The sequence below is a fragment of the Nicoliella sp. ESL1106 genome, from assembly GCF_058509965.1.
Window position 1 is genome coordinate 84047 of record NZ_CP196341.1, and the last position, 25689, is coordinate 109735.

Consider the following 25689-nt stretch of genomic DNA (forward strand, 5'->3'; position numbering starts at 1 on the left):
AAAAAGCGTAGCTATGAATGACATAGCTACGCTTTTAATTTTTAATGCAATTAATTTTTGAAGAATAACCGTTGAATCCTTTTAAATTGATTTGTTTTTACTAACTTAAGGAGAATCAAGTATGCAATGATTGATCCTGAAATTGCCCCACCAAAAAAGCGAGGTGTAAATACAAACCAAAACAATTGACTATGTGTACCAGTATACCAAACCATTACTGGATATGATGCTAGCGAGCCAATTAACCCAGTGCCAATTACTTCCCCAATAATTGCCATCCAGGTATTACGCTTATATAAGTACAATATTCCAGCTAAGAATGCTCCAAAGACAGCCCCAGTAAATGCTAATGGTGGGATTCCTAAAAATAACATTCTCATCAATGCACACACGACTGCCATAACCGTTGCATAAACTGGCCCCATCATTACTGCAGCAGTAACGTTTAAGACACTAGACATTGGTGCCATCCCTTCAATTCTGAAAATCGGTGATAGCACAAAATCCAATGCAATCATAATTGCCAAAATCGTTACCTTTTGAATTCGATTTTGTTGACCCATTCTTCATCCTCCTGTGTATAAATAAATAATAGTGTCCCAAAATAAAAAATCCCTATCTAAATAGATAGAGATTATTATGGTTGAATTATGATTAATCCCTATCGCCAGCATTACCTGGATCAGGTTCATGGGTATAATCTCAGCCAACAATCGGCACCCCATTAATATTTATACTTTAAATTATTATAACGTAATCAATACTACTATAATGCATAAAATTAGTCAAAACTAATTATTTAACAACGTGATATTCGATCTGTCTAAGTACTTCAGTTAAATCATCAGTATTATTAACATAATCATAACGATTACCATTAATCTTCATTTTAGGACTTTCACGATAACTATCATACCAACGTTGATATGCTAACTGTAATTTTTGATAGTAATCCAATAAATGTTGATTATTATTAACCTGTTCAAACTCACGGCCCCGCCGTTTAATATGCTCTAATTGGTGATTAATATCAATATCAATGAAAACCAATAAGTCTGGTTTTTTCTTACGGTTGGAATTTGGTATTTCTTGCATCATATTGTTCAAAAGGCTATCATAAACGTTCTTTTCAGTTAAGTTAATATTACCCAATTTATAGTTAACATCTGTAAAAACGGAGTCTTCATAAATTGAACGATCTAAAACATTGTTATGATGAGTCTGCGCCTTTTTAATCATTTCCAATCGTTTATTCAAAAAATAAATTTGTAAAAGAAAACCATACTTTTTTGGATTTGCATAAAACTTTGGTAAAATTGGATTACTTTCAACGGGTTCCAAAAAAGCATCCGTATCTAAATGTTCTGCTAGCTTCTGCGCTAATGATGTTTTACCAGAACCAACTGTACCAGCTAATGTAATCATTAAGATCACCCCCATTAAATAGTTATTTCCATTATATCAAATCAGTTTAATAATATCCTAGTGGAAGTAGTGTTTCAAAATGATTACCTCTTGAGCTGTGAAATTACGAAACTCAATCGACAGGTGACACTCTTGATTTAAAAATCTTAAAATTAAAAACAACGCATTCATGTCGTAATCATCAATTTCATGAAGTGGAACCACCCTAGTAAGCGTTTGATTTCGGCTAATTTCCATATAAAAATTATAGCAACGATCATATTGATCATTTACCAAAATTAAACGATATCTAGTATTAAAAAGACCTTTGAACCAAGGTTGCAATCGCTTAAGTATTAAGTTAGCGTGATGTTTAGCTTCCATCTCATTCATATCTTATTTACTTTCTTCCAATCATAAACTACTTTAAGTATGCTACAGCAATATCATAATATAATTTAATGAATCGATAATATGAATCTAGATCCATCCATTCATTTGCTTGGTGCGCAGTGTTATTACCGGGCCCTAAAACAATTAGGTCCAAATGTGGGTTGCGCTTCTTGTATTGAGAGCCATCGGTCCCCATTGAAATTTGCATTAAGGGTAATGATAACTGCTCCGCTAAATCATTATTCGCAAATTGCTTTGCAATTTTTATGATCTCAGCATTGGAATTGCTTTTGACAGGATCGCCACTAAATTCAACCGTTAATTTTAATTTGAAATTTAACTGTTGGTTAAATAAATTAACTAACGTTCTTAGTTTACTAATAATCTGATCATTAGATAATTGCGGAATCGTCCGAACCATTACCTCTTGATAAGCATAGTCAGGAATACTATTTACTTGCTTGCCACCAACAAAAATATCTGGAGTATATATAGTTGATCCTAAATCATCGTCTGACGATTTCAAACTATCAAATAGTTTGTGTTCAGCAACACGATATTCAAATAAATTATCAATTGCACTAACTCCTAACTTAGGAGTAGAACTATGGGCAGCCTTACCAAAGCTCTCAATTTTATAAATTAATGCTCCCTTATGCGCATCGACGATAAAGTGTTGTTCAAAATGCGAAGAGCCGCTTAACAAATTTAGATTTTCAGAGTTCGTATTATTACCACCACTATTAAAATAGCTGTGAAGATCTTTAATTGGTACACCAGTCGGCTCCCCAATTATCATTGCATTTAAATCGTCAACATACCCCTTTTCACTTAATAAATGCGCACCGCCTTGCGTCAATTCTTCTGAAATCGTTGCCATAAATCTTAAAGTCCCATTTAGCTCAACATTAGAATCTGCAATTATGACCATTGCAATTACTTGAGCAGCCAAACCACCCTTCATATCAGTCACTCCACGGCCATATATAACCCCATCCTTAACCGTTGCGTCAAATGGTGGCGTTTGCCAATCGCTATCGTTCCCCTGATGAACGGTATCTTCATGCCCTGCAAAAGCCAATTTGGGGCCATGGCCATTCCCAATTTCAGCTAACAAATTCGCTCTCCCAGAAAATTGATCGACTAATTGGTTCTTAATTCCATGCTTATCAAAAATGCCCTTAATATATTTAGCAATCATCGCCTCATTATCAGCAACGGTATTAGTGTTAACTAAGTGTTTAAGAATATCTAGTTGCTCTCTTTGTTCCACGCAATCATCACCCCTTCCATCCATAATGATTAAAAAACATAATATTGCATAATTATTAGCTAATATTCTAGTCTCGTTATATTAAATGTCAATTCTTTAGCAATCAAAAAGGGGCCGTAAACCAAAAAGTCTACGCCCCAGGGGATTAAATTAAATCATTTATTATTATACAATAATTACTGTAAATTTTTAGTAAATTAAAGGTAAAAAACTTATCATTAAATTTGAATAACCATTTAACCATTACTAAGTTTACGAACTATTAATAAATTAACACTAGCTATGATTGCTGTTGCGATAAAAACACCTCGATAGCCACCAAATAATACTACTGAAGAACCAATCATCGGTCCAGACACGTTACCAGCGGCTTGAAAACTCTGGTTCCAACTAAATACCTGACTGATCCTATCCTTTGGACTGCTTTTTGCTAACATTGCTTGAACCATTGGCAGTAATGCGGCATCTGATACCCCCACTAAAAGACGACAGATGCCTAGTTCCCAAATGTTTTGGGTTAACGAAGTAGCTAAGAACACCCCCGTGGCAAAGAATAATCCAAACATCAATACTTTATTAGCACCAATTTTATCGCCGAGCCTACCAAAGAATGGGGCAGTTAAGATCATCGTAATTCCGTTAATTGATTGAATAGCCCCTGCAAATAAGGCTATTGATGTGGAAGTAGGTAGTAGTTGTTTAACGTACAAGCTTAAAATTGGGGAAATAGAGTTATTAGTGGCCTGAACAAATAAGGTCGTTAAAAACATCGCAATGATTACCTTAGCTGTTGAAATGCCCTGTAAGAAATGAGGACTTTTCTCATTGGCACCCTTAGCAATCGGTTTAAAATGTTCATGCACCAAAAATAAACTAAGTAAGAATGCTAATAGCATTGCAAGACCCGTAATTAAAAACGTAAATCGATAGCCAAAACTAGTTGCTATCAAACCACCAATCAATGGTCCAATTAAAGTTCCAGATACATTTCCAGTCGATATCTTACCAGAAGCTTGACCAATATGCTCAGATGGTGTTTCTGCGGCAACTAATGCAATTGCATTACTAATAAATCCTGCAAAAACCCCCTGTAACAACCTTAAACCAATTAGCTCATACGCATTAGTGACCAAACTCATCGAACCGATCACAATGGCCATCCCTAATGATGCCCTTAACAACATTGGCTTTCTGCCATACCGATCAGCTAATATTCCCCACAGCGGAGACACAAACATTTTTACAATAAATGGGGCTGCAAAAGCCAATCCACTTAGCAAAGATACTTGTTCATTACCATAATGCCCCAATTGACCAATAAACAGTGCAATAAAGGGACTGATAGAACTAAACCCGATACCAGCAATAAAATTACCGAACCACAACACGTTTAAATTTCTTCGCCAGTATTCGACTTTTTTCATTATTAAGGCCCGCTTTCTAAAATTAAGTAACGAAAGTTAGTATATCACAGTTATTTTAAACTAAAAAAGCCAGCCTTAAGTTAGGCTGGCTTTTAATTTAACCACTAGGAACTAATTAACTAGTTTCATATTTTTAGTAACATCTTCTCGATCACTTGGTTCTGTATCAGCAAACATGACGACTAATTGAACAATTGCCATGTATTCGCTAATGTCGTTACTCAATTTTTCAATAATTGTAAATTTATTTTTTTTATTCATGTTAATCGTAAGTAAAGTATGTGAATTGTCGTTAATAATTCCAGAATTAGTAGAAATAATTAAAAAATTATTCTTTGTCCGTTTAAATTTGAGAGGGGTTCCAATCATTTTAATAATGTGTGATTTAAAATCCTTTAACTTCATAATTAAATACCAACCTTTCTATGTCAGTAACATTTCAAATGAATATGGCTCATTTATTTCATATATTACAAAACTTTTTGATTAGAATCAATCTAATTTTCAATTATTTTCAATTTTTTTAAATAATTTTTGATCCAATTCCAAATTAGGTAGCCAATCAGAACCACCCAACTGAATGCCATCATCAACACTGCCATGTTGAACCATCGGGTTGGTTGATAATAAATTTTAGCATGATTGAGCCCAGGCTTAGAATCAATAAATATTTTACCGATCGTTGATGTATCAACGCTTACCTTCTTGCCATTCATTTCTACTATCGTATTAGCATACTTGATAACTGGAATGGAAACCCACCACTTATGATCCAGTGGATTGGTCCAAGAAATATCTAGCGCATTATTGTTTACAGTTTTTTTAATGGGTGCCATCTTCTGTTTAGTTTTTTTATCTTGAACGGATAGATTAGTCAAAATTTGTGACTTATAAAGGTGATATGGATGGTACACCCAATACTGATCTGGACTAATCTTAACAAAAAACGGTAGGTAATCAGGAGTGGGTTTATTAAAAGCGTTAATGGCATCAGATAAATTATCATCATTAAACATGGCTCTAAGTTTAGCAGGCTTATCGGGGCTAACCGTTAAATTACGATCTGGCAATACCACTTGCTTGGACCGATAGGTATTCACTCCGTTTTGAATTTCATGGTTCACATTTCGATTGAAAGTTATAAGAATAAAAACTGCAAAAATAACTTTACCACAATTAACGATAATAGAATGATTCAGATTAGATAAGCACATCCCAAACGCTAGTAATAATAAGACCGTTGCAACTACCAAAAATCGTGATGGAAATTGGATATAGTCAACGGAAGGAATCCAATCCGCTAAATGGTGCCACGGAAAGTAATCTGAAGCGATCCACAAAAATAAAATTCCATTTCCCGTAACTAACCATACTAAACCCTGCACCCGCTTAAAATTAAACACTAAGTATAAACCAATCGATATTAAAATAAATAAAAACGCTGCACTAACACCAAGCGTATTTAAACCAGAACCAACCCCTGTACTAGCAGCACTTGCCAATACTGCCTGTGATTGACCAGCTATCCGTGGTGCAGTAACACTTACATTAATCCCAGGTGCAACTGGTAACAAATTATTAGAGGTTGATAATTCTAACATTCCACCCCAAACATTTGCAGTTAATATTAGTGTTAAACCAATGGATAACAATAACTGATAAATCAACTTTAGGCGCTGTGTTGATAAATACAAAGCTGCAAAGAAAAATGGAATCAAGGCTAACGCTGCCATCAGTGATGTCATAACATGGATCTGTAATAAAAGTGCCATTGCAATTGCTAATCTAATAACTGATATTCGCCTTTTACGAACCATTTCAGTGCCCATTAATAAAGATAGCGGCAAAATAGCTGCTCCCCATCCAGTAAATTGTTGTCCAACGATCCACGCCATTACTGGATCAGACATCATATAAATTACCGCAATAAAAATCCCAACATAGTTCTTAATATTATTTTTAACTGCTAAACGATACATCAAACTACCGCTAATAAATAAAACTAGGAAGGAACTTAAAATTTGGTAACGATACCAAGTCTTTGCTAATAACAATAGCAATCCATTAAAATAAGCAAATAAGGGACCATAAAGAGCATTGACAACACGACCAGATTGTTGAAAGCCAAAAAAAGATTGAAAATAACTATATTGACCCGTTTTTATTTGCATTGCTGTATCATAGAATCGATTCATATGAAACGCAGAATCTACTCCATAAATAAAAGCATGTGAATGCACTTGCGGGTACAAAATCACTAATGCAATTATTAGTATTATTATGTATGGATAACCACTTTTTAATCGCAAGTTATTGGTTCCTTTCATTATTTTTAACTCAATCATTTAATTATACAATTATCCATACTATAATTAAATCAATGAAATGTAAAAAAATTGTAAATTTAAGGGGGAATGATTATGAGGATGTTTATAATCAATCTGTGCGTTGTTGCTTCAGCAATCTGGTTAACTGCTGGTTTTTCTCATCTCATCATCGGTTGGTATAGCTTTGATCAAATACAAAAATTTAATTGGATCTTCTGGAAAGCCCAATTATTAGGAACATTAATCCTAACGATTGCCTTTATCGCCCTGTGGAGTGTGCATGTTAAATTTCTTACTAATAAGCCATTATTACTAGAGGGCATGTTTATAATTTTAATTACCGTTGGGATTCCGATTATCAAGTTCCCAATTATGCAATTGTATCTATCATTTAAAAATTACGAGGAAAAATAACCTCTCAGTGGTCCACTGATGTTGAAAAAAGTTAATGCGAACAAAGTCATTTAAAATATTATTAAATATTCACCAAAAAATCCTTAATCCATAAAGTCAAAGTATGGATTAAGGATTTTATACATAGAATAGTGGAGATAAAATCACTTATTTATTAATTTGATTAGCATCAAAAAGTAGGGTCTTACTATTAATATTTTCAGAGCTAATCCCAAACTCACTAGCTTTACTATTCATTAAAGCCAATCCATTCCCATAAATTTTAACATGATCACCTAGCTTAATCTTATTGAAAACAACTGGTTTTCCATATACTAGGTATGTTTGATCTTTAGAAGTAATGACCATTGATTTTTGGTTATCCTTAACCTTACCAATGGTTTTAACCGCTCCATTGATAATCAATTTTTTATTGGCAATCTGCGCCTTGGCACTAGCAATTTGATCTTTATTCAACGCATTTTGAATCGTTGCGGAATCAATTTTTTGATAATCAGCAGTCCTAAGCATATTATTATTTCTTTCAGACTGACTTTTAGCCTCTTTTTTAGAACGATTAACTGCAACTGTAATCCCCTTTGAGTGGCCAGAAAATTGACCGTCACTACTCTCACTCGAACATCCTGCTAATAAAATGGACATTCCAAGTACAGTTAACATCAATTTAGTTTTCATTAATATAATCACCCCAGTATATTTTAATCCTAATCATTAAATAATAGTGTTTCAATGTAGTTACAAATTAATGCCTATTTTCGATTCCTTAATAAAATAATGATGATCGTAACAATCGAAGCAATTAAGATCGTCCCCGTCAATAACCATAATGTTCGGTCATCTAACGTATAGCCATGCAATTGTTGCCTAAAGAAAAGTAGTAATTTAATAGTATTCATCTCCTTACGGGATAACAACGTTAGTTTTACTACGTCCCTGCCCTAGCGGTGTTACCCTTAGTTGAATCGGAATTTGTTCTTGAAGAGTGGCAACGTGGCTAATAATCCCAATCGTTCTGTCTGAAGATTCAATATTTGCAAGTGCTTCCATTGCTGTCTGCAATGTTTCGCGATCCAAAGAACCAAATCCTTCGTCAATAAATAAGGTGTCAATACTAATTCCACCAGACTCATTTTGAATGACTTCTCCTAATGCTAATGCCAGACTCAAAGACGCAATAAAACTTTCGCCCCCGGATAACGTACTAACCCCACGTGATTGACCAACATTATCATCAAACACATCAATCTCAAGGCCCGTATCTTTTTGACTAGCACCGATTCCTTCATGCAAATTTAATCGATAGCGATTCGAGCTTAGTTCATCCAGATATTGGTTCGCTACTAATAAAATTTCTACTAGTTGAGCTCTTAATACATATCGTTCTAAGCTTAACTTAGCATCCCCCTTCCCATTGACAGTTTCGGAAAGAAGGGTCAACTCATTTAGTTTTTGTGCTTGGCTACCAATTTGGTTATAGCTATTAATAACTTGATTTAAAAGCGTGTCATTTAAGTTAAAGGCATCCCGTTTTTGCTGATATTGATTCTTTAAATCAACTACAATCTGATTTAAATGGGTCAACTTTGCATTCGCTTGAATCAAATCAACGGTTTTTTGATTCCCCACTAGCTTTCGATAAGTAACGATGTTATTTTCGACCAAATCAACGTCACGGTGATATTTGGTAACCCTTGATTGTAACATACTTAATTCATCTAACTGGCTTAACAAATGAATGAATTTGTCATAATCATTATCCTTAAAATATTTTAAAATTTGCGAATCCAAATACGCTTTTTTACTTTGGTAATCCTTTTTTAAACCATCAACATCATCTTGCAGTTTTTTTAATTGTGTTTCTAATGAAACGATTGATTCACGATTATCAGTTTTTCTTTGATTAAGCTGATTAACTTTGTTTTGATAATCATCAATGGCAATTTTTAATTCACTTACTTTAGCATCCAATGAATCTAAATCCTTAATTTCATTAGGCATACTACTATTAATATCAATTAATTGCGTTCGAATAGTTTGAATTTCCATATCACTTTGATTTTTAGATTGCACAAATTCATCATACTCATCATTTAATTGTAAAAGCTCTATTTGCATTTTAGAATCCAATTTAGTTAATTGATCTAATTCCTGTATCTGTTCAAAATTGGTATTAAGGGATTGCTGGGCTGTCCTTAATTGTTCATTGATTACAGTATCTAACTCGGTTCCAGTGATAGTATTCTGGATTGTAGTCAGCCGACTAGTTTCACTAATTATTCCATTTTTAATCTTTTCAATAGCATCATTTTGCTTAGCAACCTGACCACTTTGCTCGCTTACCTTAGATTTAAGTTCGGTCAATTTCTGCTCAGCTTGATGGTACTCATCATTAGCAATATTCACTAACTCTTCAGTAATATTTTTATTTTCAACATCTTCAGCGGGACGAGGATGTTGAATACTACCACAAACTGGACAGGGAACCCCATCCTTTAGTTTGCTAGAAAGAACTAAGATTTGATTAGTTATAAAATCATTATTCAATGCTTCGTAATGGGCTTTTAAATTTTGAACATTGGTATGCGCAACTTTAATTTGAGATTGATTATGGTCGAGTTCATTTTGTAAACGATTTAAATCGTTAATTTGGGCATTTAACTGCTCAACTCTTGGAACAAGCGGCTTTAATTGGTTAATTCGATTTTCAATTCGGAGTTGATCTTCCCTTAATGTAGTTAATTTACTTGTTTTGTCAGCATTAGCTTGCCTTTTTTGAGTTAAATCTTTTTGCTGATCGGATAATTCATCAATCTTTGATTGGATTTTTATTGCTTCTGCCAAAGCTGATTTTAGCTCGTTTTGTTTCAATTGGTGCTTTTCAAAAAGTGGCCTTTGTTGTTTATAAATGGAAAGCTGATCAGTTCGTCTTTTTTGAGCTTGCAAATCATTAGCTAATTCTTGACTTTCAGAATCAAGGGTTACTCGTGCTTGCTTTTTCGTTGTTAGTTCTTGATCTACGCTAGCCAATTTCAGGTTTAAATTATCAATCTGATCTTTCATTTCGTTGATTCTTTGATTGGTAGGTTGTTGATTCTTAGCCCATTCCAATTCACTAATTTGCTGTTCTATTTGCATAAAAGCTGCTTTTTTAGCATACAGGGATACTCTTTGTTGTTCATAATCATTTAATTCTTCAATCTGTTCATTAATTTTTTGGGCAGCGTTTATTTTCTGATTTAAATCATCATAATCCGACTGCGCATTGTGCATTTTAACTTCATCATCATTAAGTTTCCCCAATTCAGATGTCCTTTGCTGCTTCAAAATTTCAATTTTTTGTCCAAAACTTAGTTCCTGAAATTCACTATCAGCAGTTTGCCAATCAATACTACTAAGATCCTTTTCAATCGCTAATTCCCATTCTTTATTCTGATTAGCTTCAACCTTTAATCGTTCTTTTAAATTATCCCCCCATTTTTGATATAATTGCGTCTTAAAAATCCGCCGTAAGACGGTTTCTTTATCAGCACTATCAGCATCTAAGAAATTTTTAAAATCTCCTTGTGGTAATAGAATAATTTGAATGAATTGTTGGCGATTAATCTGTAATACGTCGTTTAATTTGAGGTTAATTTGTTGTAGCTTAGTAATCTCGGCTTTTTCAATGCCATTTTCAAAAATTTTTAAGCGCCCCAGCGCTCCGTATTCTTTTTGTCCGTCTCCACGTTTCTTATTTCGTAACTGTTTTGGTTCGCGATGAACTAAATACACCGTTCCTTGATGCTCAAATTTAAAATCAACAGAAGTCTCTAAATTAGGATTAGCAAAATCAGAACGCATTTGCTCAACAGAGCGATCATCACTAGCACCAGCACCATAGAGTGCAAATGTAATTGCATCAAAAATGGTCGTTTTTCCGCTACCAGTTGGTCCCGAGATTAAAAAAAGTAATGATTTATTCAGTTGGGTAAAATCAATCAATTCATCTTCATATGGTCCAAAATTTTTTAATCTTAAAGTTAATGGTTTCATTTATCCTTACCCCCATTTTGAACATCCTTAAGGGCCGCTTGGGCCCACTTCAACTGATCCTCAGTTAATTCCTGCTTAGCTATTTTACGATAGAATCGCTTCATCAATTCTAACGGATCGGCGGATCTAATCTGTTTAGCACTTTCACCGCTATATTTAAAGGCCATCTCATAACCATTTTGACGTTTTAGTTCAATAATTTTGGGGTAAATTTTCCGTAACTGCGCCATCATATTTGCAATTTGATTTTGATTAGTAATGCTAATCCCAATGTAATCATCCCGATTTATATCTTGATAGTAATTAGGATCCATTAATGTTTCAAAAGATTCAGTTAACTGTTTAACATCATGCAATGGTGAAATTGGAAAGAACTGACGGTTGGTTACATCATTTGTATCAACGATAAATATTCCCTTTTGTTGATTAGCTTCAGACAGCGAAAATTTAACAGGAGACCCGCTATATTGAATCCGTGCTTCATGAATTGCATCCTTCCCATGAAGATGGCCTAATGCTACATAGTCAAAATCGGTAAGCATTGCAGTCGGAACTGCTGCTAAGCCCCCCACGGTTAACCGAGTCTCAGAATCAGTGGTCGCACTACCAGCAGCAAAGAAGTGGGAAACTAAGACGTGTTTTTTATTAGGCGCAAAACTTTTTTTCATCTCATCAATAATTGCAGCGAAAGCTTGATCAATATGTTGAATTGAATCATCATTAAAATATTGACGGACTTCAAACGGTTCAAAAAAGGGTAATAAAAATAACTGCACGTCCGAAAACTCAATTGGTGAAAAAGCCTGAGCCACCTTAGTATTGATATACAGATTAGTATCTCTGAACCATTCACTACCCGTCGATAAACGTGTTGCACTATCATGATTTCCTGAAATTGCGTAAATCGGGAGCTGATCGGTTAGGTTCAATTTTTTCAACGTTTGGTTCAACAATTGAACTGATTGTTCTGATGGTAAACTACGATCGTATAAGTCGCCAGCAATTATAATGCCGTCAACTTTCTCATCCCTTGCAATTTGTTCAATTTGAGCAAATGCATTGCGCTGTTCTGCTTCTAGATCAAATCCATGCAAGCGCCTTCCGATATGCCAATCTGCAGTGTGTAATAATCGCATTAATCAATTCTCCTTAATTTATTTATTTTTTTGCCAACCGTTATTAGGTAAAACATCCCGCTTTAAAATTCCAGAAACATAAGAATTACCAGCGACATAAAACCTAAGCGGCAACTTAGCAGAAGGACCGTTTTGGTTAACTCCAATTCTAGCACCCGTTCCTATCTTTTGTGGCATTTTTCGATCATTTAGATCGATTTTGATGGGACAATCATTTACAAATAACTGGTTCATTTTCATATCTTGAATTCCAAATGCTTCCATCAATTTGCCTGGGCCATTGGTTAAGTCCTTGCCGTGTTTAGCTCGATTCTTATTCATAATATCGATCCCAGAACATGGTTCTCCAGCACGAATCAAAATCCCCTGTGGAACGTCCTTTTGTTGGGTAACCACATCAAATAAATACCGTCCGTGAATGGAATAAATGTAGACAGTTCCAGGCTCACCATATAGCGGTTCAACAGAAGCCGTCCTTCGCCCGTGATAAGCGTGTGCAGTAGAATCATTTTCACCAAGGTACGCCTCAGCTTCAACAATATATACGGAAACAATACCAAATGGCCCGTTATAAATTAACTTACGCCCCAGACAATCTTCAGTAATCGCCTCTGTCGGCCGATTGCTAAAAAAGTGCTTAACTAAATCAATTTGATTAGATTTCATAACCAATTCCTCCGTTATTTAATTATTATATATAAAGTTCATTCTAATAAAAAGGTTGCAATTTAATTTGAAAGTGATAAAATTATTAAAAATCAATTAGATTGGAGTGACTTTTATGAAATATACAGTTTTAGGCGCTGGAGCCATGGGATTAAGAATCGGTGTTTTACTACAGGAGGCTGGTTTCCCAGTTGACTTTGTCGATGATTGGGAACCAGAAGTAAACAAAATTAAGGAACAAGGTGGCGTTTATGTCTCAAGAGATGGTCAAGGCCGCCATTTAGTCCCAGTTAATATTTACTTCCCTGAAGAATATAAGGGCAATCCTGATGCATACATAGTATTTACTAAGCAAATGGGCTTGTCTGAGATGTTAGAACGATGTGCTCATTTCTTCACAGACAAGCAATACGTCGTTAGTGGAATGAACGGAATGGGGCATATCGAAAAGTTCGATAAATACTTCGCCGAAGATAAGGTGATCGGTGGAACTGCTCTAATCGGAACCGTTCTTAACAAGCCTGGAGATGTTGACTTTATTGGTAAGCCTGGTGCGGGTTCAATGCACTTCGCTAACCAAACTGAAAAGCCTGACGATACTACCCATCAAATTATGGATGATTTTCAAAAAGCGAACTTAAACCCAACGTTAACCACTAACTTTATGGGGACTTTATTATCAAAGATCATCTTTAACTCAGTTGTTAACACCCTCTGTACGATGATGAAGATTCCAATGGGTGAATTCATTCAATCACCAACTGCTGAAAAGTTATCCCGTCAATTAATTAACGAAGCATACGATGTTTGTGAAAGAGCAAACATTAAACTATTAGGGACTCGTGAAGATGAATGGGAAACGGTTAAGTACGTTAGTGAAGTTGGAAATCCCCTTCACTATCCATCAATGTACCAAGACTTTTCAAAGGGACGGCCAACCGAAGTTGATTACATCAATGGTTACATCTATGATTTAGGTGTTAAGTATCACTATGAAGCTTCAACTCATGATTTCTTACGTAACTTAGTTCACCTTGCAGAATTTGCCGGAAACTTTGACCTTGCATCCTATGTTGAACATGTCCAGAATAGCTAATTAATATTCTGAAAAAATCTAATGTTCAACACAGGAGGAAATTATTATGTTAAATAAAGTAGTTAGTGCTCTTTGTCCTATTATTGTAACCTTATTGGTTGGGTATTATGCTTCCTATCGAAAAAAATTCGACTTAAACGATGCCACTAAGTTCAATTCATTTATATTGGGCTATGCACTTCCGTTCAGTTTATTTGGAAGCATCATCTCGATCAAAAGTGCTACAATCATTGATAACCTTGCAGTCGGTTTTTGGGTAATGGTTGCCATGATTGGTGGATATATAATCACATTTGCCATTTCACACTATCTACTTAAAAGACCAATTAGTATTGCTGGGATTAGAGCATTGGCAATTAATGGTCCATCAATCGTTTATGTGGGTCCAATCATTTTGGGAGCAGTATTTCCAAAGGAAAGTGCCCTCATTATCTCATTTGGTGGAATTATTTTGAATCTATTTCAAATGCCTGTTACTATCATCTTAATTTCAATGGATAAAAGTGGCGATACTAACTATCTCAGCCACTTTGCTGCTGCATTTAAGAAACCTGTTGTTTTTGCACCCATTATTGCTTCTATCTTGGTATTACTAGGCTTTACTATCGATCCAGTCTGGGCTAGGGTATTTACCGTTCTTGGTGGGACGACGAGTGGTATGGCGTTATTCTCATCAGGAATTATTCTACAACGACTCAAGCCAAGTATGTCGTTCAATGTTGCTAAAAATGTATTTCTAAAGTTGATCATTGTTCCAATCATCATGTTCTTGTTAATGACCCTTACAAATACTAATCAACCAGTAATGACTCAAATTTTAGTTACAACTGGAATCCCAAGTGCTGCAATTATTACAACTTTTGCTAATCAATACCATGTTGCTGAACAAGAAATGGTTTCTACGCTCTTTTTCTCAACCGTTATTTCCATTTTCACATTAGCAGCAATTATGTTAATTAGAGGTATCTAAAACTGAATTGCTTAAAAATCCCACTACTTTTATCAAGTAGTGGGATTTTTTTATTTCGGTTGCCAATTTCCATCGAATAACCCTTGTTTTAATTCATGGATATCAACATTGCCGTCAGTCCCCTTGAATCCATCGAAGGAATAATCAGCTTCTAGGCCGTCTTCTTGGTATTGCTTTGCTTTTTGAATTCCAAAATCTAGTAAGGATCCGTCCTTAATTTTAGTAACTAAGTAACCATTAAGGGTATGATTAGGATCATCAATTTTATCCTGCACACTATCAAGCACTTCCAAATACTCAGGGCCTAATTCCAAATAGTTAACAAATCGACGTAAATTAGCAATAAATTCACGTGCCTCTTTTTCATATTCACACTTATTAGCAGGATTTTCGGTTGCCACATGCTCGTTCATTAACTGGGCTTTTTTCAATTCGGCTTCAACATTAGCATCAGCACTCACTGGATTGACCATCACAAAATACATCATTAATAGTCGAACAAACCTCAACGTCGTAGTTCTCAACGCAACATCAGTAGTGGGATCTAAATCAAACATTCTTAATTCTAAGTATTTAATTCCCTTTTCAACTAATTCGTTCAAGTCCTTACTACCCTTGAAACGAACCGCACCGTAAAATTCAGCAATTGACATGATCTTGCCATCATTAACAGCATTCATAATTTTTTCAGCATATTTTTCAACACTTGAATAATCAACCGCAAAAGAAGTTGGGTAGCCATAACTACTTTGCCGAATACTTCTAATTGGATGACTAGGCCCCTCACCATTTTCAAAATAGTTGGCCTGAGCAACTGGGCTAGCCCCAAATAGGTAGGTCAATAACCACCGATATTTAATAAATCCCTGTGCAACGATTGGATACACATAGTTTTGAACATCGACCTTACTATCAAACTTATCGCTAAAGTGATGTAATAAAAAATCAATCAATTGCGGAGCTAAACTTACGTTAATGTGAACACCGCTGGGTGTTTGTCTAGAAACTCCATAACGATGGTACAAACCCTCGATATATTTTCGCTTCTTAGGACTCGCTTTAGCTAATAATGATTCATCCTTTACAGTGGGTAATACAGGAGGCATTGACAGTGGCCATAATAATTCTCCCTTAGCAAGTGCCTTTCTAAGGACCAGTGTAATTGCGTACGAATAGTGGAGCGTATCTAAATCATCCTTAGCAGGTAGCGTAACCACTTCAGACATCGTTTCCAAAAAATCATTGGTGATCCAAGGGTTACTAGCCTCATTTCCAATGTTTTTTGGGTATGGTGCTTGACTTAGATGACCATTTTCATCAATTCGATCACGTTCCACTTCGATCCCTGTTCCAATTTTAGCAGCTTCAGCTACTAACTGATTTTTAATAATTGCGTCTCCAATTTCATTAAACATTTGCTTCACCGACTTTCATCCAATAACTATATTAGGTAAATTTTATAACAGATAACAACGACTTACAATTGATAGCTACCAATGTGAGCATATTGATTGTGCAAAATCAAAAAAGCATTAAAATTAAAGTATAATTAATTTTTAGGAGGAACATTATGGGGATTTTTAAAGCTTTTTCAAAAAGTGATGTTATCAACGATTTAAAAAATAGCGTTGCTGATTCTGAAATAATTACCGATGCAGATAAACTCAAGGCACAAAGCAGTGATTCTGATGGATTGATATCCACCAATAGCCGTTTAATTGCACTGGTGAACGTATCTAGTACAGATGATGTCAAAAATGTATTGAGCGTTGCTAGAAAGTACCACCTCCCAGTTGTCCCAAAGACCACTGGTTCTAGCGTTGTTTCTGGCTCCAATGCTGTTGAAAACGGAATTATGATCTCAACTGCTAAGATGAATCAAATTATAAAAATCGATGTAAATGATCAAATTGCAGTTGTTCAACCAGGGGTAATTAATAATGAATTAAATAAGGAAGCTTCTAAGGTCGGAATGTTATATGCTCCTGATCCTGGTTCAAGGACGTTCTCATCGATTGGTGGTAATACAAACACTAATGCAGGCGGTGCCAGTGCCCTTCGCTATGGAACAACTAAGGATTCAGTATTAGCGCTCACCGTTGTATTAGCTGATGGCCGCGAGATTCATGTTGGGACCCAAACCTATAAAAATTCATTTGGATATGATTTAACCCACTTATTTGTTGGCTCTGAGGGCACCCTTGGAATTGTAACTGAGATTACAGTTAAATTATTTCCCATTCCATTGGGCAGAACGGTGGCTGGCTCAGCAGTATTCAAGGACCTATCAACCTTAAATGCAGTCGCCACTGCAGTTAGAAAATCAGGCGTATATCCTTCATTAATGCAATCTTTCGATGTCAACATCCTTACAGCAATGGATAAATTAAACGGATCCCAATACACCAAGGATGGTCAGACCATGTTGATCGTTAAAATTGATGGCAGTAACGAAGAAGCCGAAAAATTGCTCACAAATATTTTTGAGCAATATGATGGTAAACAAATTCAAATTAGTTCTAATTCGGATGAGGCTAAAAAGATTGCTGGACTAGCGATGGCGATGTTCCCGGCAATTTATTCCGATAAAAATAGTCAATTTTTTATGTCTGACTTAACCGTTCCACTAAGCCAATTTACTAACCTAATGGATTATGCAAACAAGTTAAGAACTGAATTATCTGTCAATCTTTTTACGGCGGCATATGCTGGCGATGGAACAGTCCATCCGATTATTGGTTGGCCTAAAGATGCGCCTAAGATTCCTGATGAAGTAATCATGGCGGTTGAAAAACTTTACCAAAAGACAATTGAATTAAATGGTACCATTACTGGGGAATATTCAGTGGGATTGTTAAAAAATCAATGGACTCAAATTCAACTTGGCGCTAACGTTGACTACCTTCAACAACAGATTAAATCACTATTAGATCCAATGCACATTTTAAATCCAAAACAAAAAATTAACTAAATTAAAAAAGCCACTTCATCATCGTGGCTTTTTCAATTATATAATCCTGTTATTTTTCATCAATCCAAGTATTGTATTGATCAGTTAATTCAGCTAAATTTACTAAATTTTTCTTTTGAAATGTATTGTGTTTAATCGTTAAGGGACAAGTCATTTTTAATACGCCCCTAGTTGAACGAATTGTTAATACCCTTTTCCCAAACCCGTATCTAAAATCAAATTCTTTAATTTCAGCATCATCTAAATATGCATTCTTTCCGGTTAATTGACCTGAGGCCCCAATGCCTATAAATAAAATGCCATTCTTTTCGAACGATAATATGTATGACTTAGCAACTAATAAGTCCCATATTAAAGCCAACGATTGTTTTCGATTATAATTTTGAGCGAAAACAATATTGTCAATTCGATCAGAAAACCCCATTGCCTTCTTATATGATGAAATTTGGTCAACTTGGATATCTTCATCTAAGCTACTAGAAATAATCTCTGGTAGCTTAACACTTAGATTGTAATTATTTTCATGATTAGTAAAATTACTCCCCGCACCAATTGCTTTAACCGCTTTAAAACTAAACCCACAGTTAGGGCAGACCATATCATTAGCCGTTACCGTTGTCCCACATTCAGGACACCTTTTATTTTTAATCATCATCGTTCACCTTCATTATTACTATTATTATTTTAATGATAACATGTTCATACTAGATACTAACAATAAAATAAATGGGACTGGTCAAATCCCTTTCCCATTTACATTTTGCCTGATTTAACATCTATTTTGATTAACCTAATCAGTTCTAAAGAGCATCAATCCCCATGGTTATAAGCTATTATAATGCTTATGACGTCATGACATCAATTTATCAATTCAAAAGGGAATGTTTATCAATATGACTAAAATCACTGGATTTGAAATGGCTAAAATCGTTCAATCAGAAATGAATACTAAATTTAGCTTAGTTCGAATAAGAGAAATTGAGATCGACTCATCAAAATCTGATCCCGAAATTAACATTACGCTAGAAGGTAAGTTATCCAAATCCCACTTTGAATTAAAACTAATCGCAGAGCAACAAGAAGAAAATAAAAATAATGTTCATTTTACGTTACTCAATACCGATCAATTCTTCTTAGAACTATATCGACAAAACAGAAGTCAATACGTTCAAAGAAACCATGAAGTTGCCGAAAAAATTAAGGATACCGAATTAATTCCTGAAAATCTTTACCTAATCCAATCAGCAAGTGGATTACCAGGGGTAGATTTTATTCAATTAAGTTCTTTTGTCGATGCTACCAACTTAATCATCACCATTTGTGATATTTTCAAGAATAATTAAAAGCTTCCTGAAACCTTCATTAATTCAGCTGGTCGCATAGCCAATAGTAATCCATGCCCTTTTCGATCAAATGTAATTCCCTCAAATTCTCGATTCGTTTTAACATGAACATATTTAATATCGTGTCTTTTGAGGGTATTAACTTTATTGGCAGGAATCGATAAAATACAGCCATCTGATACAAAATAAAGGCGATTACTTTTGGGATTATACCCCATCCCCTGTGGAATTGGACCAGCTGCGTGGCGAATCGCACGTCTAGCTAATCGAAAATGAACGCGGTGCGTAGAAATTGATCCATAGTAAATTTTATATGCTCCCTTCACAACGTTGCCACCCCCACTTCTCACATAGGTATAAGCCCGACCATGCTTATCAAAAGCAAGTGTGTTATCAATAAAGCTGCTGTTATATGCAAACTTAAAATTAATTTTGTAGTTTGGACGTAGGGTCTTGATACTTAATCGCTCTGCACTCGCATGATAATAAGAGCCCCGCCCAACGTTAATAAACCATAGCTGCTTATTCTTAGGATTATAAGCTAATGACTGGCCATGCCCACCTCTAAATACTGGGCCTACTTTTACACCATTTAGTTTCGAATCTTTATTTGATAAGGAGATTCCATGCCGCTTAATTTTTTTAGTATCATACCTTACAATAAAATCGCGTCGATCATCAGGACTGCCATTATAGTTATACATCACATAGACATACCGTCCTACCCTAGCAGCACTTTGTGGCGCAGCCCACGTGGCCGAATTATTATATGATAAAAAATAGCTAGTTGAAAACGTTACCTTTTTAACGCCGCCAGTAACTCGCATATGGTTGATTCGCCCAGAATTAGGATAATAACCATTCGAATAGACCCTAGGGACTAACCTTGTGATATTAGGATTATCAACCATCTTTACTTTGTTTGTCCTTGTTACAGCGGGTTGCTTTTGATTGCGGATCGTCATTGCAGAAACACACTGACAATCAATTGCTATAAATAAAGTAAATGCAATTAAAAACAACAACCCCACATTTATATGCTTCATTACTTCATCTCCCAAACGTATACCGCTTTATTATACGCTTTTCAATGTTTCAACATTTTACATTTTAATTAAAAATGCGCAGTAGTATATAAAAAAAGGTACTGACTAACAGTCAGTACCTTTTAAAATGATTAAATTTTAATTACTTATTATTCTTATCAGCTGATTTCTTAGGTTGAGCATCAGTTCTTTCACTGATAACTAACTTACCATCTTTAACGGATGCAAGTAAGTGTTTAACATCAATGTGATCAAGATAAAAATCAGTAATGTTATCCCTAATTTGTTGTTCAACGACCCGCCGAAGTGGACGCGCACCCATTGCTTCATCATAACCATGTTCAATTAATAGATTCTTAGCATCGTCGGTAACATGGACATCCATTCCCTTCTTAGCCAAGGTCTTATTAACATCATCTAGCATTAAGTTAACGATCTTCTTCAAGTCTTCCTTAGTTAAGTGTGAGAACTCAACGATAGCATTAAATCTATTCAAGAACTCTGGTCTGAAGTAAGGTGCTAACTTCTTTAAGATGTCATCATCCTTTTGCTTATCACCAGTAAGTTGTTCATTTCCGAATCCAGCATTAGAAGTAGCAATGATAACGGTATTCTTAAAGTTAACGGTGTTTCCCTGCGCATCAGTCAAACGCCCATCGTCTAGTACTTGAAGTAAGAGCGTCAAGACCTGTGGATTAGCCTTTTCAATTTCATCTAATAATACGATGGAATAAGGATTTCTCCGTACCTTTTCGGTCAAAGTATTATTATTGTCATTGTAACCAACGTACCCAGCACTAGCACCGATCAATTTTGAAACAGCGGTAGTGTCAGAGTATTCAGACATGTCCAATCTAATGATTGCACCCTTATTTCCGAACATGTCTAAAGCTAATTGCTTTGCTAATTCAGTCTTACCAACACCAGTAGGCCCAACGAATAAGAAACTACCAATTGGCCGATTGCCTTCGTCAAATCCAGCCCGATTCCGCCGAATCGCACGAGCAACATCTTCAACGGCTTCATCTTGGCCAATGACCTTACCACGAAGTCTAGAATCCATTGTCTTTAATCTTTCAATGTCGCTTGAACCCATCTTAGCAACTGGAATCCCCGTTAATCTTTCAACAGATTTAGCAACATCATCGACACTAGCGGTAACCTTCTTTTCATCACTACTATTATCTAGTTGTTCCTTCAAAGATTCAATCTTATTTTGATGTTTCAATGCATCTTCATAGTCTTCCTTATCAGCAGCAGCTTGTTTAGCGGTGGTTTCCTTCTTGATATCTGCTTCAATTTGCTTTTGATCAACCACTGGGTGTTGAGCAGCTAAATGAGCAGCAGTCATATCAATTAAATCAATCGCCTTATCTGGTAAGTGTCTTTGTGGGATGTATTGATTAGAAAAGTCAATCGCAGCCTTTAAAACCTTATCTGGTAGTTCAACATTGTGGTGCTTTTCGTATAGTGGACGAATTCCTTCCAAAATTCTGAAAGTGATTTCATCTGAAGGTGCCTTAACTTGTACTTCATTAAACCGACGTGCTAAAGCTGCATCCTTCATGATTGTGTTTCTATATTCATCTTGAGTCGTTGCCCCAATAATAAAGATTTCACCACGAGATAAAGCTGGTTTAATAATATCAGCTAAGCCCTTCGACCCACTTTCATCTCCAGCATTTCCGGCTCCTAAAATTTGATGGATTTCATCAAAGAATAGGATGACATTACCCCTTGCCTTAACTTCTTTGATTAGGTTTTGAATGTTTTGTTCAAAACTACCACGGTATTGAGTTCCCGCCTCAAGGCCAGAAATATCAATACTAATAATTTCCTTATTTTTAATTGCAGCAGGGACATCACCCTTAACAATTGATTGAGCTAATCCTTCAACCACCGCAGTTTTACCAACTCCTGCATCACCAACTAGTACAGGGTTATTTTTAATTCTACGTGAAAGTACTTCAGCAGTTTCTTGAATTTCTTTTTCACGACCAATAACAGGATCTAATTTCTTGTCACGAGCTTCTTGAGTTAAGTTAGTTCCTAATTTATCAAGGATACTTCCCTTAGAATCTTTACCACCTTGTTGTGGTTGTTGACCTAGTTGACCGCTTTTTTGTAATTCCGCGAATTGTTCAGGAGTTAATTCCTGTCCATTAACTGAGTAACGGCGTTGTACATCACCATCATTATGATTGTTAAAAAATTGATTGAAAATATCGTCAAATCCATCATTTGAGAATGGATCATTTGAAAATCTAGCCATAAAAACATTCCTCATTTCATATAAAATTAATTTTTAATTTAAATTTACAATGTTTTAATTGCTGATTACATTTTCAGATAACTTTCCTCAAGAATTTTGAGAACTTGCCACATCTTTAGGTGCTGAACGCTAGCGATTGCATTCAAGTCTCTAATATTTATAGAAGTTGCACTTGATTGATGCTTATTAAATGATTTATGCAGTGTTGTGTATCCATAGCCGGACTCTTTTGCAACCCGGTAAATTGATAGTTTATTATCGTCTAGATATGCTTTGATATTTATTTTCATAATTATCCGCCTCGATTCGACTATACAATAACATATTTCACACATAACACAAGTGTAAATCAGCAATTATTAAATTTTTTCTCGTAAATTGATTATATTTTTTATTAGCTTTTGTTTATAATTAATTTACATATACTAATATATCACTTATTTCGTATAACACAAATATAAAGCTCATAAAAATGATTTTTTTTAATAAAAAAACAGTCTTCAAATTAAAGACTGTCATATTAGGCTATTTAACGTAATTCATTTTTAAATATTTAACAAGTGACACGATAAAGATGATTATTAATACAACTGCAAAAAATAATGACACCCACATTTTCAAAACATTCTCCGATGGAGTCCCAATATTTTGGGACACTAAATCACCTGGGTATAGATGCTTTAGATAATAATAGTTCTTGTAATCCACCCTTGCAGTAAAAAATAAAAATAAAGATACAAAGGGTGAAATCAGTGCTATTGACAATAGTATATACCTTCTCATCGAAATTCACCTCTCTTTGAATTAATCCGCTTATCTAATTGTAAACCAAATTCAAAAAAGTATCACATATTTAAACTAGTCCTAATATTGCGAATTAGTTCTAATGCAAAAGATTCAATTCCGTTATTAGTATGGATAAACAATTGTTCAGACTGAACTCCCTTGATTTGACCCCGAAATTCAAAGGGGGAACTATTCTCTATGGAGTTAACTTGAATGATTACTAATAAGTGTTCATCAATCGATTTTATAATCAAGTCTCGAATAACATTAATTGATTGTTGACGACGAGTTACCAATGCATTTGAATGCTTTTCATTTTCAATATAGGCAGTATGGTCACTCAACATAAACCCCTGCCATTTCATCATCCCTCGATCATGAAAATCATTATCAATAAACTTTTGCGCTACTTCATCACTTACTGGATGCTTAATCATTTAATACTCCTTCCTACTTAAAAGCATTACCACCATTATGACCACCTACTAGTTTACTTCTTGATTTTCGAGTAGCTCCCCGTTTTAAATCATAGGGATGCATAATTGAATTCACTCCAAATTTATCCCGAATATCATCAACTACCCTTTCTAAGTCATGGTGCTTAACCTGCGAATCTAGTGAATCGAATAGGTTCATTTGTTCACTAAATCCATCAACTAACCCACCATAATTAATTGCAATATTCCGAACACTTTCACCATTCCAATACTTATCAAACATTCGTAATAAATAACCAATTAATTCATTAGTATTGTCAGTCACATCAATTTTTTGAGAATGCGCAAACCCAGTCCCTAATCCATCTGCTTGGGCGGCATAACTAAATCCTACGTGTAGATAAACCCTGGTTGCCTGTTTCTTTTGATGACGTAATCTGGATGCAACTTGCTCCCCAATTTCCTTAATTACAACCTTGATGTCTTCGGAGCGATGATAATCGTGAGCTAAAACTTGTGAATTTCCAACACTACTAGCCTTTGTTTTTACTATTTGATCTAATTGGGCTCGATCAATTCCGTTAGCCAATGCAAATAGCTGTCCTCCGAGCACACCAAATTCTTGTTGTAAGTAATATGGATCCGTGTGTGCTAGTTCATACATCGACTCAATTCCAATATCATTTAAATGCTTAGCAGTTCTTTTGCCAATGCTCCACACAGAACTTAATTGTTTAATCGGCCAAATCATTTGACCAAATGTTTCATAACTCAACTCACCAATCATTTCATAATCATGCTTTGCCAAAATGTCCAATGCCAACTTAGCCTGCATTGGATTTTCACCAATCCCAACGGTGGTATAGAGTCCCAATTCAGCCTTAACCGCTAACTGAATTCGTCTAGCAACTTCTTGATGGGTCTTGCCAAATAAGTGCCATGACTTAGTCATATCAATAATAGACTCATCGATCGAATAGGGGTAAACGTCTGGTTCTGCTGCAAATCGCTGAAAGATATTATTCACCGCCAGATTTTTTTCGATATATAAATTCATCCGTGGGGGAACGATAATCATTCGACTATCATGGGGTAAATCACGTTTACGATCCACATTTTTAAGGTGATATAGTTTTTTAGCCATTGGAGACGTTGCTAAAATTAATCCACCATTGGTATTATCATTTTCTGATAACACCACTAATATTGATTTCATTGGATTTAAGCCCAATTTAACACTCTCAACGCTCGCATAGAATGATTTATTATCAATTACCATAAAAACACCATGCGGTTCTTTGCTGTAGTCCATCGCTTTCCCCTCCTTTCATCCATATTATACGAACAAATGTTCTTAAACGCAATCAAAATTAAAACGGCCGCCATAAAAAGCTGGCGACCGTTGAAATTTTTATTGTTGTGAATTTAAAAATAATAATTCTGGTTGTTTGGTAACATATTCTGCAATATGATCCTTAAAGTTAATTAAATGGGGCGTCTTCAAATGAGAATCCAAGCTCGCTTGATCTTGCCAGTGTTCCAAAATTAAATACTGATTCTCATCATTTTGATCTTGATAATGCCCATAGGCTAAATTACCTGCATCATTTAATGACTTGGTAACCAAATCATTAATAAAGGCTAGGTATTCAGCACGCTTAGCGGGATCAATCGTAATTCTAACGTTTACAACAATCAT

The 25689-nt window shown here is 35.2% G+C and carries 24 protein-coding genes and 1 riboswitch; of the genes, 5 read left to right on the top strand and 19 right to left on the bottom strand.

The window, feature by feature from the left end; genetic code table 11:
* Nucleotides 1-50: 50 nt before the first annotated feature.
* The 6 genes from thiW to ACSVI6_RS07265 form a co-directional block, all read right to left on the bottom strand.
* Nucleotides 51-563 (bottom strand): energy coupling factor transporter S component ThiW, encoded by a 513-nt coding sequence (gene thiW, locus ACSVI6_RS07240; protein WP_491717467.1) that lies wholly within the window; start codon nucleotides 561-563, stop codon nucleotides 51-53.
* 78 nt (nucleotides 564-641) lie between these two features.
* Nucleotides 642-734: riboswitch (TPP riboswitch) on the bottom strand.
* Nucleotides 735-795: 61 nt separating this feature from the next.
* Nucleotides 796-1425, bottom strand: coding sequence for a deoxynucleoside kinase (locus ACSVI6_RS07245; protein WP_491720995.1), 630 nt, complete (start codon nucleotides 1423-1425; stop codon nucleotides 796-798).
* A gap of 400 nt (nucleotides 1426-1825) precedes the next feature.
* Nucleotides 1826-3070, bottom strand: coding sequence for a M20/M25/M40 family metallo-hydrolase (locus ACSVI6_RS07250; protein WP_491720996.1), 1245 nt, complete (start codon nucleotides 3068-3070; stop codon nucleotides 1826-1828).
* Between the two features lie 236 nt (nucleotides 3071-3306).
* Nucleotides 3307-4494, bottom strand: a complete 1188-nt coding sequence (locus ACSVI6_RS07255; RefSeq protein ID WP_491717471.1) for an MFS transporter — start codon at nucleotides 4492-4494, stop codon at nucleotides 3307-3309.
* 111 nt (nucleotides 4495-4605) lie between these two features.
* Nucleotides 4606-4899 (bottom strand): hypothetical protein, encoded by a 294-nt coding sequence (locus ACSVI6_RS07260; RefSeq protein ID WP_491717472.1) that lies wholly within the window; start codon nucleotides 4897-4899, stop codon nucleotides 4606-4608.
* 92 nt (nucleotides 4900-4991) lie between these two features.
* Complete coding sequence (locus tag ACSVI6_RS07265) at nucleotides 4992-6665, bottom strand: hypothetical protein (protein WP_491720997.1); 1674 nt, start codon at nucleotides 6663-6665, stop codon at nucleotides 4992-4994.
* Nucleotides 6666-6914: 249 nt separating this feature from the next.
* Between ACSVI6_RS07265 and ACSVI6_RS07270 the strand changes: the two genes are divergently transcribed.
* On the top strand, nucleotides 6915-7235 hold the full coding sequence (locus tag ACSVI6_RS07270) for a hypothetical protein (protein WP_491717474.1): 321 nt from the start codon (nucleotides 6915-6917) through the stop codon (nucleotides 7233-7235).
* Nucleotides 7236-7382: 147 nt separating this feature from the next.
* On the opposite strand, the gene ACSVI6_RS07275 is transcribed toward ACSVI6_RS07270, so the two are convergent.
* The 5 genes from ACSVI6_RS07275 to ACSVI6_RS07295 form a co-directional block, all read right to left on the bottom strand.
* Nucleotides 7383-7910: a hypothetical protein gene (locus ACSVI6_RS07275; RefSeq protein ID WP_491720343.1), complete on the bottom strand. Its 528-nt coding sequence runs from the start codon at nucleotides 7908-7910 to the stop codon at nucleotides 7383-7385.
* 74 nt (nucleotides 7911-7984) lie between these two features.
* Nucleotides 7985-8131 (bottom strand): hypothetical protein, encoded by a 147-nt coding sequence (locus tag ACSVI6_RS07280; RefSeq protein WP_491717476.1) that lies wholly within the window; start codon nucleotides 8129-8131, stop codon nucleotides 7985-7987.
* Nucleotides 8132-8135: 4 nt separating this feature from the next.
* A complete protein-coding gene (locus ACSVI6_RS07285) occupies nucleotides 8136-11267 on the bottom strand; it encodes an AAA family ATPase (RefSeq protein WP_491720998.1) in 3132 nt (1043 codons plus the stop codon).
* On the bottom strand, nucleotides 11264-12403 hold the full coding sequence (locus tag ACSVI6_RS07290) for an exonuclease SbcCD subunit D (protein ID WP_491720999.1): 1140 nt from the start codon (nucleotides 12401-12403) through the stop codon (nucleotides 11264-11266). Before ACSVI6_RS07290 ends, ACSVI6_RS07285 begins: the two co-directional genes overlap by 4 nt.
* A gap of 18 nt (nucleotides 12404-12421) precedes the next feature.
* Complete coding sequence (locus ACSVI6_RS07295) at nucleotides 12422-13069, bottom strand: DNA-3-methyladenine glycosylase (protein ID WP_491721000.1); 648 nt, start codon at nucleotides 13067-13069, stop codon at nucleotides 12422-12424.
* Between the two features lie 115 nt (nucleotides 13070-13184).
* Between ACSVI6_RS07295 and ACSVI6_RS07300 the strand changes: the two genes are divergently transcribed.
* Nucleotides 13185-14165 carry a ketopantoate reductase family protein gene (locus ACSVI6_RS07300; RefSeq protein ID WP_491717480.1) on the top strand — a complete coding sequence of 327 codons (981 nt, stop codon included), beginning with the start codon at nucleotides 13185-13187 and terminating at the stop codon, nucleotides 14163-14165.
* A gap of 46 nt (nucleotides 14166-14211) precedes the next feature.
* Nucleotides 14212-15135: an AEC family transporter gene (locus tag ACSVI6_RS07305; protein WP_491717481.1), complete on the top strand. Its 924-nt coding sequence runs from the start codon at nucleotides 14212-14214 to the stop codon at nucleotides 15133-15135.
* 50 nt (nucleotides 15136-15185) lie between these two features.
* Here the strand turns inward: ACSVI6_RS07305 and ACSVI6_RS07310 are convergent, their stop codons facing one another.
* Entirely contained in the window at nucleotides 15186-16550 is a 1365-nt protein-coding gene (locus tag ACSVI6_RS07310; RefSeq protein ID WP_491721155.1) for a glutamate--cysteine ligase, read from the bottom strand.
* 155 nt (nucleotides 16551-16705) lie between these two features.
* Between ACSVI6_RS07310 and ACSVI6_RS07315 the strand changes: the two genes are divergently transcribed.
* The gene (locus ACSVI6_RS07315) at nucleotides 16706-18106 is read left to right on the top strand and encodes an FAD-binding oxidoreductase (RefSeq protein ID WP_491721001.1); all 1401 of its coding nucleotides are present in this window, start codon (nucleotides 16706-16708) and stop codon (nucleotides 18104-18106) included.
* Nucleotides 18107-18155: 49 nt separating this feature from the next.
* Here the strand turns inward: ACSVI6_RS07315 and ACSVI6_RS07320 are convergent, their stop codons facing one another.
* A complete protein-coding gene (locus ACSVI6_RS07320; RefSeq protein ID WP_491721002.1) occupies nucleotides 18156-18758 on the bottom strand; it encodes a zinc-ribbon domain-containing protein in 603 nt (200 codons plus the stop codon).
* Nucleotides 18759-18999: 241 nt separating this feature from the next.
* On the opposite strand from ACSVI6_RS07320, the gene ACSVI6_RS07325 reads away from it, so the two are divergent.
* Nucleotides 19000-19449 (top strand): hypothetical protein, encoded by a 450-nt coding sequence (locus tag ACSVI6_RS07325; protein ID WP_491721003.1) that lies wholly within the window; start codon nucleotides 19000-19002, stop codon nucleotides 19447-19449.
* Here ACSVI6_RS07325 and ACSVI6_RS07330 read toward each other — a convergent pair.
* The 6 genes from ACSVI6_RS07330 to ACSVI6_RS07355 all read right to left on the bottom strand — a co-directional run bounded on the left by ACSVI6_RS07330 (nucleotide 19446) and on the right by ACSVI6_RS07355 (nucleotide 25689).
* Nucleotides 19446-20495, bottom strand: a complete 1050-nt coding sequence (locus ACSVI6_RS07330; protein WP_491721004.1) for a hypothetical protein — start codon at nucleotides 20493-20495, stop codon at nucleotides 19446-19448. The two genes, ACSVI6_RS07325 and ACSVI6_RS07330, sit on opposite strands and share 4 nt — an antisense overlap.
* Before the next feature lie 142 nt (nucleotides 20496-20637).
* Nucleotides 20638-22767, bottom strand: coding sequence for an AAA family ATPase (locus ACSVI6_RS07335; protein ID WP_491721005.1), 2130 nt, complete (start codon nucleotides 22765-22767; stop codon nucleotides 20638-20640).
* Nucleotides 22768-22832: 65 nt separating this feature from the next.
* On the bottom strand, nucleotides 22833-23057 hold the full coding sequence (locus tag ACSVI6_RS07340; RefSeq protein WP_491717487.1) for a transcriptional regulator: 225 nt from the start codon (nucleotides 23055-23057) through the stop codon (nucleotides 22833-22835).
* A gap of 555 nt (nucleotides 23058-23612) precedes the next feature.
* The gene (locus ACSVI6_RS07345; protein WP_491717488.1) at nucleotides 23613-23990 is read right to left on the bottom strand and encodes a hypothetical protein; all 378 of its coding nucleotides are present in this window, start codon (nucleotides 23988-23990) and stop codon (nucleotides 23613-23615) included.
* A gap of 13 nt (nucleotides 23991-24003) precedes the next feature.
* Nucleotides 24004-25302, bottom strand: a complete 1299-nt coding sequence (locus ACSVI6_RS07350) for a Y-family DNA polymerase (protein WP_491717489.1) — start codon at nucleotides 25300-25302, stop codon at nucleotides 24004-24006.
* Nucleotides 25303-25401: 99 nt separating this feature from the next.
* Nucleotides 25402-25689, bottom strand: a complete 288-nt coding sequence (locus ACSVI6_RS07355; protein WP_491717490.1) for a putative quinol monooxygenase — start codon at nucleotides 25687-25689, stop codon at nucleotides 25402-25404.